Origin of the sequence: Brasilonema sennae CENA114, assembly GCF_006968745.1 — a bacterium.
Classification (GTDB): Bacteria; Cyanobacteriota; Cyanobacteriia; order Cyanobacteriales; family Nostocaceae; genus Brasilonema; species Brasilonema sennae.
Genome location: NZ_CP030118.1, coordinates 3,821,735 through 3,838,796, shown reverse-complemented (window position 1 = coordinate 3,838,796; position 17,062 = coordinate 3,821,735). Strand labels below are relative to the sequence as shown.

General features: G+C 40.0%; 13 protein-coding genes and 1 pseudogene. 3 read left to right on the top strand and 11 right to left on the bottom strand.

Annotated elements, in window-relative coordinates; all coding sequences use genetic code 11:
- Positions 1 to 182 precede the first annotated feature (182 nt).
- Entirely contained in the window at positions 183 to 812 is a 630-nt protein-coding gene (locus DP114_RS16310; protein WP_171976587.1) for a CPP1-like family protein, read from the top strand.
- 54 nt (positions 813 to 866) lie between these two features.
- On the opposite strand, the gene DP114_RS16305 is transcribed toward DP114_RS16310, so the two are convergent.
- From DP114_RS16305 to DP114_RS16260, 10 genes and pseudogenes are all read right to left on the bottom strand, one after another.
- Positions 867 to 1,565, bottom strand: a complete 699-nt coding sequence (locus DP114_RS16305; protein WP_171976586.1) for an HAD family hydrolase — start codon at positions 1,563 to 1,565, stop codon at positions 867 to 869.
- Between the two features lie 387 nt (positions 1,566 to 1,952).
- Positions 1,953 to 3,128, bottom strand: coding sequence for a 4-hydroxyphenylpyruvate dioxygenase (gene hppD / locus DP114_RS16300; RefSeq protein WP_171976585.1), 1,176 nt, complete (start codon positions 3,126 to 3,128; stop codon positions 1,953 to 1,955).
- Positions 3,129 to 3,251: 123 nt separating this feature from the next.
- Entirely contained in the window at positions 3,252 to 4,064 is an 813-nt protein-coding gene (locus DP114_RS16295) for a peptidylprolyl isomerase (protein WP_171976584.1), read from the bottom strand.
- Between the two features lie 250 nt (positions 4,065 to 4,314).
- Positions 4,315 to 6,618, bottom strand: a pseudogene (locus tag DP114_RS16290) (esterase-like activity of phytase family protein); the annotation flags it as partial.
- A 612-nt stretch (positions 6,619 to 7,230) separates the two neighbouring features.
- Positions 7,231 to 8,010: a phosphate ABC transporter ATP-binding protein PstB gene (pstB, locus tag DP114_RS16285; protein WP_169263857.1), complete on the bottom strand. Its 780-nt coding sequence runs from the start codon at positions 8,008 to 8,010 to the stop codon at positions 7,231 to 7,233.
- 49 nt (positions 8,011 to 8,059) lie between these two features.
- Positions 8,060 to 8,938 carry a phosphate ABC transporter permease PstA gene (pstA, locus tag DP114_RS16280; RefSeq protein ID WP_169263858.1) on the bottom strand — a complete coding sequence of 293 codons (879 nt, stop codon included), beginning with the start codon at positions 8,936 to 8,938 and terminating at the stop codon, positions 8,060 to 8,062.
- Positions 8,939 to 9,070: 132 nt separating this feature from the next.
- Positions 9,071 to 10,063: a phosphate ABC transporter permease subunit PstC gene (gene pstC, locus DP114_RS16275; protein ID WP_171976582.1), complete on the bottom strand. Its 993-nt coding sequence runs from the start codon at positions 10,061 to 10,063 to the stop codon at positions 9,071 to 9,073.
- 264 nt (positions 10,064 to 10,327) lie between these two features.
- Positions 10,328 to 11,365, bottom strand: coding sequence for a phosphate ABC transporter substrate-binding protein PstS (gene pstS, locus DP114_RS16270; protein ID WP_171976581.1), 1,038 nt, complete (start codon positions 11,363 to 11,365; stop codon positions 10,328 to 10,330).
- Between the two features lie 753 nt (positions 11,366 to 12,118).
- Positions 12,119 to 12,784: a MotA/TolQ/ExbB proton channel family protein gene (locus tag DP114_RS16265; protein WP_169268856.1), complete on the bottom strand. Its 666-nt coding sequence runs from the start codon at positions 12,782 to 12,784 to the stop codon at positions 12,119 to 12,121.
- A gap of 190 nt (positions 12,785 to 12,974) precedes the next feature.
- The gene (locus DP114_RS16260) at positions 12,975 to 13,859 is read right to left on the bottom strand and encodes an NAD(P)-dependent oxidoreductase (RefSeq protein WP_169268855.1); all 885 of its coding nucleotides are present in this window, start codon (positions 13,857 to 13,859) and stop codon (positions 12,975 to 12,977) included.
- A 518-nt stretch (positions 13,860 to 14,377) separates the two neighbouring features.
- On the opposite strand from DP114_RS16260, the gene DP114_RS16255 reads away from it, so the two are divergent.
- Positions 14,378 to 15,598 carry an AAA family ATPase gene (locus DP114_RS16255; protein WP_246163242.1) on the top strand — a complete coding sequence of 407 codons (1,221 nt, stop codon included), beginning with the start codon at positions 14,378 to 14,380 and terminating at the stop codon, positions 15,596 to 15,598.
- Entirely contained in the window at positions 15,591 to 16,196 is a 606-nt protein-coding gene (locus DP114_RS16250) for an RloB family protein (protein WP_169268852.1), read from the top strand. The genes DP114_RS16255 and DP114_RS16250 overlap by 8 nt, the downstream gene beginning before the upstream one ends.
- Positions 16,197 to 16,330: 134 nt before the next feature.
- Here DP114_RS16250 and DP114_RS16245 read toward each other — a convergent pair whose 3' ends face one another.
- On the bottom strand, positions 16,331 to 16,969 hold the full coding sequence (locus DP114_RS16245) for a nucleotidyltransferase family protein (protein WP_169268851.1): 639 nt from the start codon (positions 16,967 to 16,969) through the stop codon (positions 16,331 to 16,333).
- Between the last annotated feature and the right edge of the window lie 93 nt (positions 16,970 to 17,062).

The window sequence follows — 17,062 nt, the reverse complement described above, 5'->3', positions numbered from 1 at the left end:
AGCTATGCCTATATGTTAAAGTGGCTATAGTTAAAATTAGCAAACTAGTGTGGCTTGCCTGTGTTAATATCCGGGTGAACTATACGAATTGACCTAAACCAATGTTTAGGTCAAGATAAAAATATAGTATTTTTTGTTTAGCAAAACATTGCCGCTGACTTAGGCTAAAGTAATAAACTCCCATGAGTGACGATCACAATCCATACGAAAAACTTGGGCTATCAGAAGATGCGAGCTTTGATGAAATTCAAGATGTTCGCAATCATCTATTGGAGCAACACAGTGGCGATGCTAAACGTCTGGAAGCCATAGAAGCTGCCTACGACGCAATTTTAATGGAGCGCTTAAAGATGCGCCAGGAAGGCAAAATAAAAGTGCCTGAACGCATCCGATTTCCAGAGCGTCTAGTGCCATTGCTTCCAAAAGAAAGTCAAACTCCTCGCCAACAGTCACCAGCGTGGTTGCAACGCATTCTAGATAAGCCAACATTAACAGATACTTTGTTGCCTGGAGCTTGGTATGTTGGATTAAGTGCAATTAGCGTTTTTTACCCAGCTGGTAGCGATCAAGTATTGCAATTAACATTAGTCCTAGGGGTGTGTATCAGTATTTACTTTCTTAATCGTAAGGAAAAAAAGTTTGCTAGAGCGGTTTTGTTAACGCTAGTTGGTCTGACTACAGGCTTACTTGCAGGAGGGTTGGTCGCCACATGGCTTATTCCTCAAGTACAGATTATGAATGTGACAGCAAATCAGTTTTCTACTATAGTCACATTCGTCCTATTATGGTTAATGAGTAGCTTTTTAAGGTAAATTGGTTTTTGAATAATAGGTCGTAAAGAACAGATTTCTTAATCCAACTCCAGTTCAGCTTGTTTGTTGTCGGGTTGTTTCTAGAGCTAGATTTACAGCAGAACTAAGATCCTGGACAATAAAATTTGGCTTGTAAAGTTGTAGTTGAGAGCGATCGCGAATGCCACACTCCACAGCTATCATCTTAATGTTGTGTTTTGTGGCAGAAATGATATCAGCTTCTGTATCCCCCACCATCCAGATATCCGTGGCAGGGGGGAGTTCTTGTATTGCCCGTTCCATCAACAAAGGTTTATCATCAATGTCACGGGTTTTGACATAGTCGTTACTTAGGCAGTAACAACGATTTTCTGGGAAAAATCTCCTTAAATCGTGTTGGTTAAAGGCATAATCTAATTCCCGAAATCGACGCATTGTCATAACTGCTAAATCAATTCCTGCCTGTTCTATTTTTAATAAAGCTTCTACAGCGCCAGGAGCTAAGCTGTCATAATGAAAGTAAGGTTCTGTGTGCACAGTTTTTCGCCGCAACTGAGAAAATTCTTCTGCCTGCGCTTCATCTAAACCAGAAATCATACCAATTTTTGTTTCAGAAACGCGCGATCGCTTCAACTGCCAGAATTCTGCTTTTCCTAATTGTTGTACCTGTTGGTTTGGACGTTGGATTTCCTCCAAGCAAAATTGGTAAACACGGTAGTAGCGCTCAGAAACGTCAATAATAGGACCATCAAAATCTGTAATTAGTCTTAACATTTTTAATTAAAATGTAATGTTTACTTACAGAATATCCCAAATCATGGTGTTTTATGCGCTTGAAAAATTGATCAGTCAATTTTAGATTTCTAATATGTCATATCAAATCCGCTTGTATCGGAATTACTTCTCCTTCCTCTCCACGCCAGTCACCTCTGTCGGGAAACCCGTCATTCGCGCTGGATCCTCAGCGTCCTCTGCGTCTGGAGCGGTTTTTTAATCATTCAAATGCTACCGGATTTTATATCCTACTAAATTTTAAGACCAGTCATGAAATTGAGAAAAATGAGCCTGCCAAACTACTTAAGCCCCAGAGGCGCATCCTAAGCTTAGCCTACCGGATCACTAAGGGTCTTGTGTGAACAGCCGACTCATTTTTTGAACATTTCATCCCAGACTAGCGCGTTTGATTTGTTCATTTTCAATTGCTGCAAATAAAGTCCGAAAATTACCTTCACCAAAACCTTGAGCTTGGTACCGACGCTCAATAAACTCAAAGAAAAAAGTCGGCTGTCCAAAGATAGGCTGGGTAAAAATTTGCAATAGTACAGGAGTTATATTCTTGTTCGAGTTAAAACAAATTTCTTCTTTCCAATCTACCAAAATTTCCTGTCCAGCAATAGTATCCAGTTCGTCGCTCGTAATGGGAAGTCCTTTTCGCTGTCGAATTTGTGAGTAGTAGTCTTTAGGAACTGGGAGTAACGATAAACCAGTAGCACGGAATTCGGCTATTGCATGAACTATATTGCGTGTTCGTAAAGCGATATGTTGAATTCCTGATCCTCGGTTTAGGTTCAAAAATTCTTGAATTTGAGAATTGGCTGAACCTGGCTGATTTATTGGCAATTGTACATCACCGTTACCCGAAACCATGACCTGGCTATGCAAGCCAGAGCGAGATGTTTGAATATTAAACCTCTGCTGTCCCTGAAAATTAAGGATATTTTCGTACCAAGCCACTGCATGCTCTAAATCACCTGCGTTTACATTTAGCACGATATGGTCAATGCCGGTAAACCAAGAAGATGAGGAGGAAAACAGGGAAGGATGTTTTTCTACACTGCCACACCCTTTGATTATCTCACTCTGTGTTTCTCGCTGTTCTGTCCCCCTTTTGGTTTCTATCAACGTATGTGTAAGGGAACCCCAAGCAGCTATTTTGCTGCACTTAATATATTCCTGACCATATTCGTATTGCTGGATGGGTTGCAGGATTTTCGCCCCGTGGACTCTGGCAAGGGAAATAATTTCTTCTAAATTTTCAACACAAAAAGCAACATCTGCCACACCAGCCGGGTGGTGGCGCAAAAACTCAGCCACTGGACTGGTGGGTAATAAAGGGGAAGACAGTAAAAAGTAGATTGCACCACTTTTGAGCACTTGCGTGCAGGTGTCAAAGGTATTATTCTCCCCAGCTTTCCAACGAATGTTGTCTACCTTTTCGAGAAAAGTTGGAAATACGGCAGAACTTTTCTCGACTACTTGAAAACCCAAATGGCGTACAAACCAATCGCGCCACACTTTGGCATCTTCGACATAAAAGTGAACGTGATCAATTTTCATGCTCTTTGAAAATCCAGCACAATTGTTTATCTGTTTGTAAATTTTGCCTCTTTTAGTGGATTTTCAAGTCATTCCTAAGCAAGAATCTGGCTGGTTTCTTTAACACAAGTGAGGAATGAAGACTCATTGAGCTTTGTCTGGGTTAAATACTTGTGGAGGTACATCAGAACTGCCAACACCATCTTGTTCAGTTTGAAGTTTTGGAGAATTCGCCTGTATATTTTGTAAATTTTCTTTTAGCTGAGTTTGTAGCCAGTGTTCAAATAGTTCGTTGAGCAGTCGCTGTCGCATTTCTTCATCTAACTGAGATGGCAAAAGCTTTTCTAGACGTACAACCACAATCCAATCCCCCAAAGGTGTTGGTGGTAAAAGTTGACCAGGCTGAACTGATGCCAGCATATTTGCCAACACTGGATGGGGAACTCCCAATTCCACTGGACCGATTAAGCCACCTGTTTGAGCCTCAGGACCTTGAGAATACTCGCGAGCGAGTTCGCTAAAAGACTGTTCTCCTTCCTGAATTCGGAAGTAAAGCTCTTGAGCGATACAAATATCTTTCACCCGAATCAGAGAATAAACAACCCGATCTAACTTTGCTTTACGCTGAAGAAAGTAGGACTGTGACTTATCTGCCCAAGTGCTTCGCTTGAAGTTTTCTAGTTTGATATTACGTGTGGCTAGATAGTCCACTTGTTCACGGTTTAGACCACGAATTTGTAACCATGCTTGCAGGTCATCTTCAGAATTCAACTGATGCTGTTGGTAGAATTGCTTATATGCCTGAGTATTTTCTTCTGCTGTCAGAGTATGGTTAGCGATCGCATTATCGACAATAATCTCTCGCATCAATTGCGGCAGTATTCCGTACTGCTTCAGTAGGGGAATGAGTTCGTTGTTGTTAATGGCGCGATCGCCTACTTGTAGAACTGGAATCATAACCTCCTAACTGTTATTACTACTTTAGGCTAAATAGAGTCAATAAACTCTTCAGGTTTTTTCAACATATCTTAATAATAGTATTTCTAGTTTAACTATACTGACTATTGACAAGTAACTTTATATCTGCTTCGGTTTCCCATCTATCATGAGAGTGATCGAAACAGAGGTTATAGAAAAATCGCCCCCAGATTCGGTGTGAGGGCGAATGAAAGTGGAAGAAAAATAAAAGCCTCAGTTATGATTTTGACTAGATACTCAGATTTGGCTGTGACCAATTCTGAGTTCCTAGCAAGTCATGACCTTCGCTAAGTAACGTGTTGTTGTTAAGTCCAGCAAGACCTACACGCGGATCAAGGCTAAGAGGTTTTCCTAACCCTAGGAGGATAATTTCATCATTGTCGATCGCAGGTGGTCGTCCCACAGAGAAAGGATAGTTGTTGTCATTGGCAACTAAGATAGTATTTTGATCAATCACCAGCACATTTTCGATGGTTTGGAATGGGAAGGTGAACTTTGTGCTGCCATCTTGATTTAAGTCATTTGGATCTTGAATGTTGAGTAGATCTGCTACTTCTTCTTTTGCCACATATCCATTGACATCTTTTTGGGAGAAATCAACCTTATATATTTTCTTGAATTGGGCGGTATCTGCTTGTCCGTTATCACGCTCAATCACTAGGTATTCGTTATCGTTGACAACAGTCAAGTCACCAATTGCATTAGTGGGATTTTCCAGATGGTAATAACCAACTAAACCCTCATACTGTTTACTGGCAACATCAAACTTATGAATTCGTAAGGCATCGTTGGGATCACCAAGAACCGATCCCTCTAATAGGGGATACAGTTTGGTTTTGTCAGGGCTAATTGCTAAGCCTTCAAATCCCTTCGAGCTGGCAAGGTTAGATGGGGCAAGATTTGCGAGAACATCGGGGTTGTCAGGTGATCGCACAAACTCACCAGTAATTTGGTCACGGACTTTGTCTCCGGTACCAGGGAAATCAGTGAAGTAGCCATCCACCCCTAACTTAATAAACTGCTGGAACTCCAGTTCTGGGTTTTTGTTATAATCTGCTGCCAGGTACTGACTTTCATTACGGAAGGTGTAGGGATGTACCAGCAAACCCGCAGCATGGGCATCTTGTATCAGCGTTGTTGGGGGTAAAGTGTTTTTATCTGCGTCGTTGAGGAGTCCATCTCGATTAACATCATCTGCTTTGCCATCACCATCAGCATCAACACCTTTAACCGAGACAATCATCCGCTTCCAGGGACCAATCCCATCCGCGTATGTGGCAACTTCTTTCAAACCCTCAGCAGTGCGTAGGTCACCATAAGTTCGAGGATCGCCACTCACCACAAAATCGTAAGGCTGCTTCTCGATCAGTGTACCGTCGAGCTTAATATCTTCTGCATCCAATAATTGGACCAGCGGTACATCTATTTTCTGGTTGAGTTCTTTTAGATTCCCAACTTCAAACGACTGGATAAAAACCCGACTTGGATCAGTGAAATCATTTTTCTTCAGAGTCTCAACCAATGGTTCTTCCAAGGACAACCCGACAGAATCGTGGTAAGTAGGGTGCTTGGTTTCTGGGTAGATGCCAATTTTACGACCTGTTTGGGTTTCTACCTGCTTAACCAAATCAATGATTTCTTGAAACGTAGGAATTTCAAACTGACCATTATAGGATTGATCCCGGAAGGAAAGACGTTCTTTTGCCCGCAGGGTCTTAATTTCTTCCAAGGTGAAGTCGTCAGCAAACCAACCTCTTTCGGTCACACCGTCAATAACTTTAGTCGTATAACGATTAGTAAACTCTGGTCGGCTTGCTACATCAGTGGTATCCGTTATATTGACTTCATGGCGAGCAATCAGTACTCCGTCCTTAGTTGATACCAAGTCTGGTTCAACAAAGTCAGCCCCTCGTTCAATCGCTAATTTGTATGATTCTAGGGTATGCTCTGGACGTTCACCACTAGCACCTCGGTGACCAATCACAATCGGAGGTTGACCATTTAAGGTATTGAGTTTATAAAAGTTTGGCGTGGAAATCGGAGCTTCTAATAATTTACCTGTCTGATCAACGTGCAATAGGTAAGGTCCAAATTCATCCCCAATCCAGATACTTCCATCAGAACTTAAGACAAAAGATTCTACATCAAAATCTGCACCTGTTAGCAAACGATCTGTAGTACCTTCGTTAACGATTTTGAATGGAACTTGTTTATTTGGGTCAGATAGCTGAATAAAATTTAGAACCTCAACACGACCGTCACCCCCTTCTGTACCTCGAAAACTGGGGTTAAGCTGATAGATTCGTAACAAAAAATCAGCGCTGTTGCTCTTTGCCCCAAAACCATTGTCAGGGAGGAACCAATAATTGTTTTTGTCGGCAAACTGTACAGCACTGAAGCCTTGGACAGGTTGTCCTTGAAAAGGTACTGTTCTGCCATTAGTATTGCCTGTAATAAACTTTCCAGAAGATGAACCTTCAGCAAATGTATCTGCTGGTAGTGAAGCAAATCCTTTGAGTGTTACGTTTGCCATAGTTTTTCCCTAGTTTGTCGCAACTTATATTTTTTAGCGGTAGATATACTATGTGTTTGGAATTAGGTTTTGATTGACAGCACAAAAACCAGATTTCCTTTCTTGTTTCCCATAGATGCTTATAGGAAATAGCTGACAAAAATCTGTCAAGAGCAAAATGTACACAAAGCAAAAATTTACATTGTGTACATCTCTATCGAAGTTCTCACATATAGGTTAAGAAGAAGAAATGCTTTGATTAAAAGTATTATTTTTATCTACATATGGCAGTTATACTCATCCCTCTGAATGAGTGAGAAGTTTATATCAAGTTTGGTTCAACACCTATAATGTAGGTAGATTAAGCTATTAGAACTAAACTCAACACTTGAGTCTAGTTTCTAAAAATAGCAATATTTTCACGATTTTACGTTGAAACGCGACTTAAAGTTGTGGATATCTTAATATCAAATGTCTTTGAAAGTGAGGAGCTAGCTTATTATCCAACAAAGAAAATTATATTCAAGTCATAAGCTTGTGAAATTCCTTGGAGATATAACTAGATGAGGGTAACAAAATACTTTCAAGTTGTTTGACACAAACTAATCAATTTTTTGAATTTGCTTAAACTCCTTATCCAAAACGTCCAGAAGTGTAGTCACGCGTACGAGAATCAAGAGCATTGCCGAAGATTTGATTTGTTGATCCAAATTCAACCATTTGACCAATTCGACTTTCATCAGTGCTGAAGAAAGCGGTGAAATCAGAAACGCGAGCGGCTTGCTGCATATTATGAGTAACAATTGCAATTGTTAGTTCATTGCGTAAACTATGGATGAGCTCCTCAATTTTCATTGTTGCTATTGGATCAAGAGCCGAACAAGGCTCATCCATTAAGAGAATTTTTGGTTTAACTGCTAAAGCACGAGCAATACATAGACGCTGTTGTTGACCACCAGAAAGCCCTAAAGCTGATTTCTGTAGTTTATCTTTTACTTCATTCCAAATAGCAGCACCTCGCAGAGCATATTCAACTATTTCATCTTGTTCTGCTCTCGGACGCCATCCAGCAATTTTTATACCGTAAACGATATTATCGTAAATGCTCATCGGAAAAAGGTTTGGCTTTTGAAAGACCATACCTATTTGGCGGCGTAGCCGATTTAGGTTAACACGAGAACTGTAGATATTTTGACCATAAAATTCTACGCTGCCATCTACTTTTACTGCTCCTTCTAATTCACTAATGCGATTAAGGCATTTAATGAATGTAGATTTACCACAACCGCTAGGACCAATAATTGCGGTGACTTGGTTTTCGTAGACATCCATTGTTACGCCTTCTAGTGCTTTGGAAGTTCCATAGTAGAAGCTAAGGTTCTTGACTTTGATTGCTGGGTTTAATTTACTCATACCATGTTAAATATTACAAAAATAGTTGACAAAATTACTTCAGTTGTGATTATACATTTCTCTTTCTTATGAAAATACGAGAGAGAATACTGATTGACATAATTATCCCAACTAAGACAACAGAAGCAGTCCAAACCAATGCTGTTTTTTCTGGCGAGGGATCGTTGTATAAGTTAAAAATTAACACCGATAGGGAAGCTGTTGGACCCAATAAGTCGCTTGACCAATCTAAACTGAACAAAGCAGTAAAAATTAAGGGTGCTGTTTCACCTGCCGCACGAGCTACGGCTAACAAAACCCCTGTGGTAATTGTGGGAATTGCTGCTGTGAGAACAACGCGCCAAGTCGTCTGAAAACGAGTTCCTCCCAAGGCAGCTGAACCGAGACGTACAGAAGTGGGAATAAGTTTTAGGGCTTCTTCTGTTGTTAATACAATCACGGGGAGCATGAGAACTGATAATGCAAAACCACCGGCGATCGCACTAAATTTCTTAGTTATTAATACAATAACAGCGTAAGCAAAAACACCGACAACAATCGAAGGAACTCCAGTCAGAATAGAGGCGACAAAGCGAACAGTACGACCAATGCGACTTCCTTTACCAATTTCTGACAAAAATATGCCTGTCATGACTCCAGTCGGAATACTGAACAGCGCCGCAATGGCTACCATTTCTAAGGTACCAACAATCGCATTCCCAAATCCATCGTTTATGACTGATGTTACAAACATAGATGGTTTAATGCTTGTTATACCCCTTCCGATAATTTCCCACAGCAATGACAGTAAAGGAATCAGGGCTATAGCTGAAAGCAAGAATGCTATCACAGTCATGCCATTGTTAAATATCTGCCTTATGGGTGGTAGAGGACTACATATCTCTGCTGCCACTGATTTATCTATCTCAGACTCTTGATGACTGGTCATATTCCTTACGCTTTTAGAGGTTCATAATGATTTGCAACTTCCGCATCTTGCTTTAGAAAGAGAATACGTAGGACATTCTACCAGGATTTGACACTTGTTATTTGTGTTCCCAGTATCTTGAAAATAAGCTTTCTATTTGGTCTTACCCCCTACAAACTGCACAACCACTAAAGCACAAATATTGACAACTAAAGTCACAACAAATAGGATCAAGCCCAAATATGTTAAAGCACCAACGTGCAATGGATCTTGAGCTTCAGCAAATTCATTGGCTAGTACAGAGGGAATTGAGTAAGCTGGATCAAGTAGTGAAAGACTCACCTGAGCCGAGTTACCAATCACCATAGTCACGGCCATTGTTTCTCCTAAAGCTCTTCCTAGGGCGAGCATTGCTGCACCCACAATTCCAGAAAATCCAGCAGGTAATATTACCCTAAAAATAGTTTCCCAACGAGTAGAACCCAGAGCCATTGAGCCACTGCGTAACTCTTTAGGAACAACTAATAAGACTTCACGACTAATTGCTGCCATCGTCGGCAAAATCATAATCGCAAGAATTATGCCAGCAGTCAACATATTGAACCCAGCAGGACTTGGTGTATTAAATAGTGGTATCCACCCGAAGATGTTGGATAGCCATGTTTGTAGAGGTACAAAACTTGGAATAAAAACGTAAACGCCCCACAAACCAATAATGACGCTGGGAACAGCGGCTATGAGTTCTACGATAAAAGCTATGGTTGTGCGTGCTGAAGCAGGGATAAAATTTTCACTCGTGACTAGGGCTACTGCTATCCCTACGGGTACGGCAAATAACATGGCGATCGCGCTGCTAACCAAAGTGCCATAAATATATGGCAAGGCACCAAAAACGAGATTACCTGTATCCCATTGTTGATTCCACAAGAACCCTAGTCCAAACTTATTAATAGCTGGAAGAGCTTTTTCAAAGATGATCCAACTCATCCAAAACAGGACAGTAACCGTTAGGGCAGCAAACGCATAAACTAGCCACGTAAATCCTTTATCTATCCAGAAATTTTTACCACTGCTAGCTGTTATGTCTATACTTTCATCAATCAAACTAGGTTGATTGTTATTAGCAGGTTCAGATGAATTTGCCATTACGAATCAGAAAATTGAAGAAGAACTCAGTTGTAAGAACGCAGAACTCAGAAATCTTGAGTATGTGGATACCGAACCCCAACGAAAGTGAACACTTCCGTAGACGGTGGGGATTTAAACTCTTACTCATCAGCCCAGTCGTACAGAAGTTTATTCTGACTTCTGACTCAGGAGTTGCTGAGTTCTTTTTTGTTAAATTATGTTCATGATTTTGGAGTGGGCAAATAGCCCACCCTGATAGAGGAAAAAGTGTCAGATGACACATTATTTGATCGCGCTGTTCACTGTCTGTATGACTTTTTGAGCCACAGGATCTGGAATACGAGTGTAGTTTAGGTCATCATTAATTTGTTGACCATCTGTTAGTACCCAATTCACAAAGTTCTTGACAGCTGTTCCTTGGGCTGCATTGGGATAACTTTTATATATCAACAACCAGGTTAGACCAACGATAGGATAACCCTGTGTTGGATCGTCAACAAAAACGCGGAAGTTGGCTGGAAAACTTACAGTTGATAAAGCTTGGTTGGCAGTTTGTAAAGAAGGAGCCACAAATTGTCCTTGTTTGTTCTGAATTTGTGCTACTTTGAGCTTATTTTTCAGAGCAAATTCATACTCAACATAACCGATAGCACCTGGAGTGCGAGTGACTGAACTTGCTACACCTGGATTACCTTTTGCTTTTATAACATTTGGGATAGTCCAACTTGGAGATTTACTGGTGCCAACTCGTCCCTTAAAATAGGGACTTATAGAAGTCAAATGGTTGGTAAAAATGAAAGATGTACCACTACTATCAGCGCGAACAACAGCTTTAATCGGCTGACTTGGTAGATTCACACCAGGGTTATCAGCTTTGATTTGAGGATCATCCCACTTGGTAATTTGACCAGAAAAAATAGCTGGTAGTGTCTTGCGGGACAATTTGAGATTATCTATTGGAAGATTGTGAACAACTGCAACAGCACCACCTGCGGTAGGTACTAGGATAACACCATTTTTTACTTTACCCATCTCCGCATCAGTCATCGCAGAATCACTAGCACCAAATTGAACAGTGCCAGCAATCACTTGGTTAACACCAGCACCGCTACCAACGGCTTGATAGTTAACTGTTAGGTCTGGATATTTCTTTTTGACTTCACGAGCATAACGTTCGTAGAGTGGAGCGGGAAAAGTTGCTCCTGCACCATTAAGGGTTTCTGCTTGGGCGATCGCCCCAAAAATCGCTCCAAAACTAATAGCACCCGTAACAACTGAAACACTAACTACACGACTCAAAACATTAGTTGAAAATGTCATATTACCCCGTTATTAATAAGTAATTTTGTGTTGATTAACAATGACGCAAATAACCTACTATACTAATGGTTAACAAAAGGTTAAATGAACAGAAAAATAAATTTAAATATTCCTCAACATCTGTTTAAGACGTTTTAAAATTTTATTCAATCAAGACTGACTCTGATCCGTGAAGTCAAAGTCTCAGAGTTCAAAAGCAATATCAAACTGGCTGGTGTTCCCACCCCAGATTTATCGTTAACTCTTGATTTTTGTTGATGTTACTTTCATCAAGCTTAAAGGACTAATAACATGCACAGTCCATTGAAATTTTCCTGCGCCAGATTAATTTGCTTTTTATCATCAACATAGACTATCAAATACTTTTCTATCGTCTTTACTGAAAAACTTACCAATCAAAACTAACAACTCGTTAAAAATCAAGAATAACGATCAATACAGTTCAGATAAGACTAAAACTGTTATCAAAACGTCAATGTAGAGACGTTGCATGCAACGTCTCTACACGTGTGCTTCGCTATCACCGACAATCCTTAACTGAACCGTATTGGAATAACAATAAGTATTATTTTTAGTAACAAAAAAAGAACATTTCCAACTTATAAGAAAAGTCGAAAATCTTGTTCTTCACGTAAGCGCAAGCACACGCAATCATGCGTTAGCCGTAAGGCTTGCCATAGGCATACAAAGCAGCGTCTGGGGAGGAGATACGCGTAGCGTGCCACCAGGGCTTATGATTTAGAATTGCTATACTCACTGTTCACTATTAGTCTGAGTGTCTGTTTGAGTGGAAGGTTCATGCCAGAATTGCAAATAAATGAGTTCTAAATCATTGCCAATTTGAGAAAATAAATCGATTTGTCGCACTCGCAAATAAAGAAAAATTCGTATAAAGAGAAAGGCAAAAACTGTAATAGCTATAGCAGTTGTAGAGCTAATTAGTGCTTGAGCAAGACCAGGTGTAACTTTAGAGAAATCAGTAAGATTGAAAGAGTTAGTTTTAAGGTTAGTGAAAGTGTTGATTAAACCCTCAGCTGTACCTAATATACCTAGCAAGGGGGCGATTGCCGCCACGCTTTTCAGGACTATATCACCTTTACGCATTTCTACGAATTCTTTATCACAAGCGGCTTTGATTGCCAAATGAAAGGTTTCAGGAGAGGGTTTTTTGAGTCTAAGAGGTTCTACTAAAAACCTGCCAATGGCTAAAGTCTGAGAACTTTCTGCAATTTCTTCTGCTTCTTTTAAATCTACCTTTGCTGTTGTCAAAACCTCACGCACGACCTGTTTTTCTTGAATGATTAGCCTGAACCAGAACCAACTGCGTTCCAAGATGCATACCGAAGTGACTATAAATAAGCCCAACAAAGGCCACATAACAAGACCGCCTGCTAGGAAGATGTCGTATGCTTGGGTCATATTTTCATCAGGTAAACGTTTCTTGGTAAAAATTAATGCATATCTTGGTTAGAATATCCGAATTTCTTATTTTTGTTAATAGTCAAAACATGAAAAGTGGCGATATGCACAAGCTAAAGCGTCCGGCTTATCGCCCCCCAGGAATACTGCAAACTCTGTTTGCATTGCCCCTAGCGAAGCTTTGTAATTATCATTGAACAGTTACTGCCGCTTCTAATTCCAGGGCTTTAATCAGGGCAGACGCATTTTCTTCTCCCCATCCTTGGTTAACCGCTGCTTTGATAGTTTCTCTGACAATTGCGGCAGCAGGCGTGGGAGAATTCAAATCTTGGGCAAATCGAGCAATCAAATTCGCATCTTTGAGCATGTGCTTTAATGCAAAACTTGGTGTAAAATTGCGCTCCACTAGCATCTTGCCCATGCCGTCAAAAATCGGAGAGCGAAAATCCACCACATGCAACACATCGAGAACGTCTTTTGGATTCAGTCCGGCTTTAGTCGCCAGAACCATTGCTTCTCCTAACGCTTGGATTTGAGTTGCCACAATCGAGTTACCGATGAGTTTCATCGATGTCCCTTTGCCAGTGTCGCCCAGGTAATGTATCGTTTCGCTTAACGGCTCTAAAATTGGTTTGACTTGCTCAAATACGTCACGCTTGCCACCAACGACAATCCACAATCCCCCGGCAGCAGATTCGTTTTTACTGCCGAAAACGGGAGCATCGAGAAATTCAACTTGCTTTTCGGCATAAGCTGCGGCTTGGCGGCGGGAGGTGTCAGGATGAACTGTACTCATGTCGATCCCAATTTGTCCGGATCGCACGTTCGATAAAATGCCATCTTGCCCAAAGACAACTTCTTCAACCGCGTTGTCATTGGCTAGGCAATACACAATCGCCTCAGCATTTTCAACGGCTTTTGCAGGTGTTTGAGCTTGCGTTGCACCTTGTTCAACCAGAGGTTTACAGGATTCTGGGTTACGATTCCAAACTGTGACATCATAACCCGCTTTCAGCAAGTTCGCTGCCATACGACTGCCCATGATGCCAAGTCCTAAATATGCAATGCGTTTCATAATGATGTCTTACTTGAAGGAAGTTTCCAACTATACTTATGGCACAGACAAGCGTGTCAACCTCAACTTGTTTGTACCCTCCCTTCACATCATCGAAATTTTGAGGATAAAATCATCTTCCAATCGATAGACTCAGCAGCAATCAAGACCAGCGTAGCAGTGAATCCTCTGGCCTTTTTGTGAAAATGCATCGAGTGAAGTGACACAAGATTTGATTTTGAGGAGATATGCGTAACTCACACCTGCGAAATTGCGATCGCTGTTTCGGCGTTGCAGTTTATGAGAGATGCGATCGCCCCCAGAGGGAAGCTTTGCACCATCACACTTGGTCTGAATAGTACATCTGTACATTTAAAAACAATCTTATCATTTAGCATCTTCAACCAATTGTTGCTACTCTTAAAGCAGGAAATTACGATTTCTTCACAGATTTATATCTTAAGCCTAAACTTCATGCTATGCTCATCGAATTTAGTGTCGGCAACTACAGATCGTTTAAGGAGCAAGTCACCTTTAGCATGGTGGCAGCTAACCTTGTTGCGCAAGACAAAAAGCTTGATGAAAACAATGTTTTTGAAGTAGATGATGATTTAACACTACTTAAAAGCGCTGCAATATACGGCGCAAATGCAAGTGGGAAAAGTAACCTGGCTAAAGCTTTAAATTTCATGAGATGGTTCATGGTTAATTCTTCTAAAGAGACTCAAAGCACAGAAAAAATTAGTGTTGAGCGATTTAAACTCAGCACTGAAACCGAAGCTAAACCATCTTTTTTTGAAATAGTATTTTTAATGGATAGCAAGAGATATAGATACGGATTCGAGGCAACTCGTGACAGAGTTGTCTGTGAATGGTTATTTTATGTTCCTAAATCAAGAGAAACTAAACTTTTTGAGCGCAAATTAGACGATATTAGTATTTCTAAAACATATAAAGCTGATGGTATTCAGGAGAGAACAAGACATAATGCTCTCTTCTTGTCTGTATCTGCTCAATTTAATGTCAAAATTGCAGAAAAAATCTTAGATTGGCTGACAAACAGTATCAATGTTGTCTCTGGAGGTGATATAGGTAAAGGATACACAGTTAGTTGTTTAATAAATAACGAAAAGAAAGATGAAATTCTTCAGTTGCTCAAAAAATTAGATTTGGGATTTGGCGATATAAAGGTAGAACAAGTTGAGGTTACTGTTGATTCTTTGCCTAGTGAATTGCCTAATGAAATAAAAAACTTCATTCTAAAAAATGGGGGGGCAAAAGCAACATTAATTCAAACACTGCACCAAAAATTTGATAATCAAGGAAATATTCTATCTACAGAACTGTTTAATTTAGATGTTCAAGAGTCTGAAGGAACTCAAAAAGTTTTTGCTTTAGCAGGACCTCTTGTTGACACACTAAAAAATGGTAAAGTTATAATCATTGATGAATTTGATGCTAGAATTCATCCTTTGATCAGCCGTGCCATTGTTGAATTATTTAATTCCAATGAAACAAATCCAAGTAATGCTCAATTAATATTCATGACTCACGATACCAATTTGCTTAGTAATAAGCTTTTTCGTAGAGATCAGATTTGGTTTGCAGAAAAAAATAGATATGGGGCAACAGATTTGTACTCTCTAGCAGAATACAAAGTACGAAACGATGCATCATTTGAGAATGATTATATTAAAGGTAGATATGGCGCAATTCCATATATCGGAAGTTTAAACCATCTCATCGACTCTCATGCCTAGAAAAAAGGAAAACTCTCGTGGATATCACCAACGAAAAGTTAATACTAGGGAAATCAGGCAGAGATTCTTGATCATATGTGAAGGAGAGAAAACCGAACCTAACTACTTTAGGAGTTTTCGTGTTTCCAAGAATGTCGCTGAAGTAAACGTGCACGGTTTAGGAAAGAATCCCAGCAAATTAGTTAAAAGCGCAAACGAACTAAATAACCAAGATGATTACGATCAGGTTTGGTGTGTTTTTGATCGTGATTCTTGGACTGTAGAAGATTTTAATAACACCATAAAAAATGCAGAGACTCAAGGATTTAAAGTAGCTTGTTCTAATGAAGCGTTTGAACTATGGTATGTCCTACATTTTGAATTTCTCAATACAGGTATTCCTCGAAATGATTATAAGAAGAAGTTAACTTATTTACTGGGGCGACCATATAATAAAAATAGCGATACGATTTATGATGAGCTATTTGAGAAGCAATCTATTGCTATTAAAAATGCTAAAAAACTTCTGAAACAATACGAACCTCACAATCCAGAGAAAGACAATCCGTCAACAACAGTGCATCTGTTAGTGCAGGAACTCAAGAAGTTTATGCAGTAATCATACATTCTCGGCGTCTAGCATTTAGCGCTAAAGAGCCAATTAATATCCCGTTAACAAGTTCACGCGTTCCTGCAAATACTAAAGCATCAAATCATTTTGCCTGTTTGTACCGCTTGGTAAATCAACTGAAATCAAATGTAATCGCTATTGATCGATAGCAATTGTTCATAATCTTTTGGTGTGTCAATATCAATATCTCCCTGCGCAAAAGGAAGAGAAAATACTAGTGTCACGTTATTGTTAATAACTTTTTTTGCTCCTGAAGTTCCTTGTAATTCAGCAAGCTTGTAAAAAAATCTTTTACTAAACAAAGCAGGTACGCCTAATGTTCCTGCATATTCGCAAGCGATAATAGGTTTTTTGGTTGAATAATATGCATCAACAAGTTGATTAATAATTTGGGGTGAAAGAAATGGTTGATCACAAACTACAATAACTACTGCTTCAATGTTTTGTGAAAGATTATGCAAAAATTGAATTGCGCTATTGATGGAAGTGCTCATTCCACAAGCCCAATCTAAGTTCTCAACGATGCTCACAGGAAGGTGATTGATTTGGGGGCGAATCTGTTCTGAGTATGCTCCAAGTACTACTACCACAGGTTTACAAACCGAAGCGATCGCAATTTCTGTAATGTATTGCACCAAACTTCGTTTTTGGTAGAGCAATAGCTGTTTCGGTGTACCCATGCGAGTAGATGCACCCGCAGCAAGAATCATAATGGCTATAGTTGATTTTTCAGTTTCTATTTGCTCAGTCGTAGAGTCCATAAATGAAAATTATGTCAGCAAGTAGCAGATTAGATTCTGGGAGTTAGCAAGGGGTTAACTCAGATCTTGCACCATACTTTTCGTCCGCCAAGA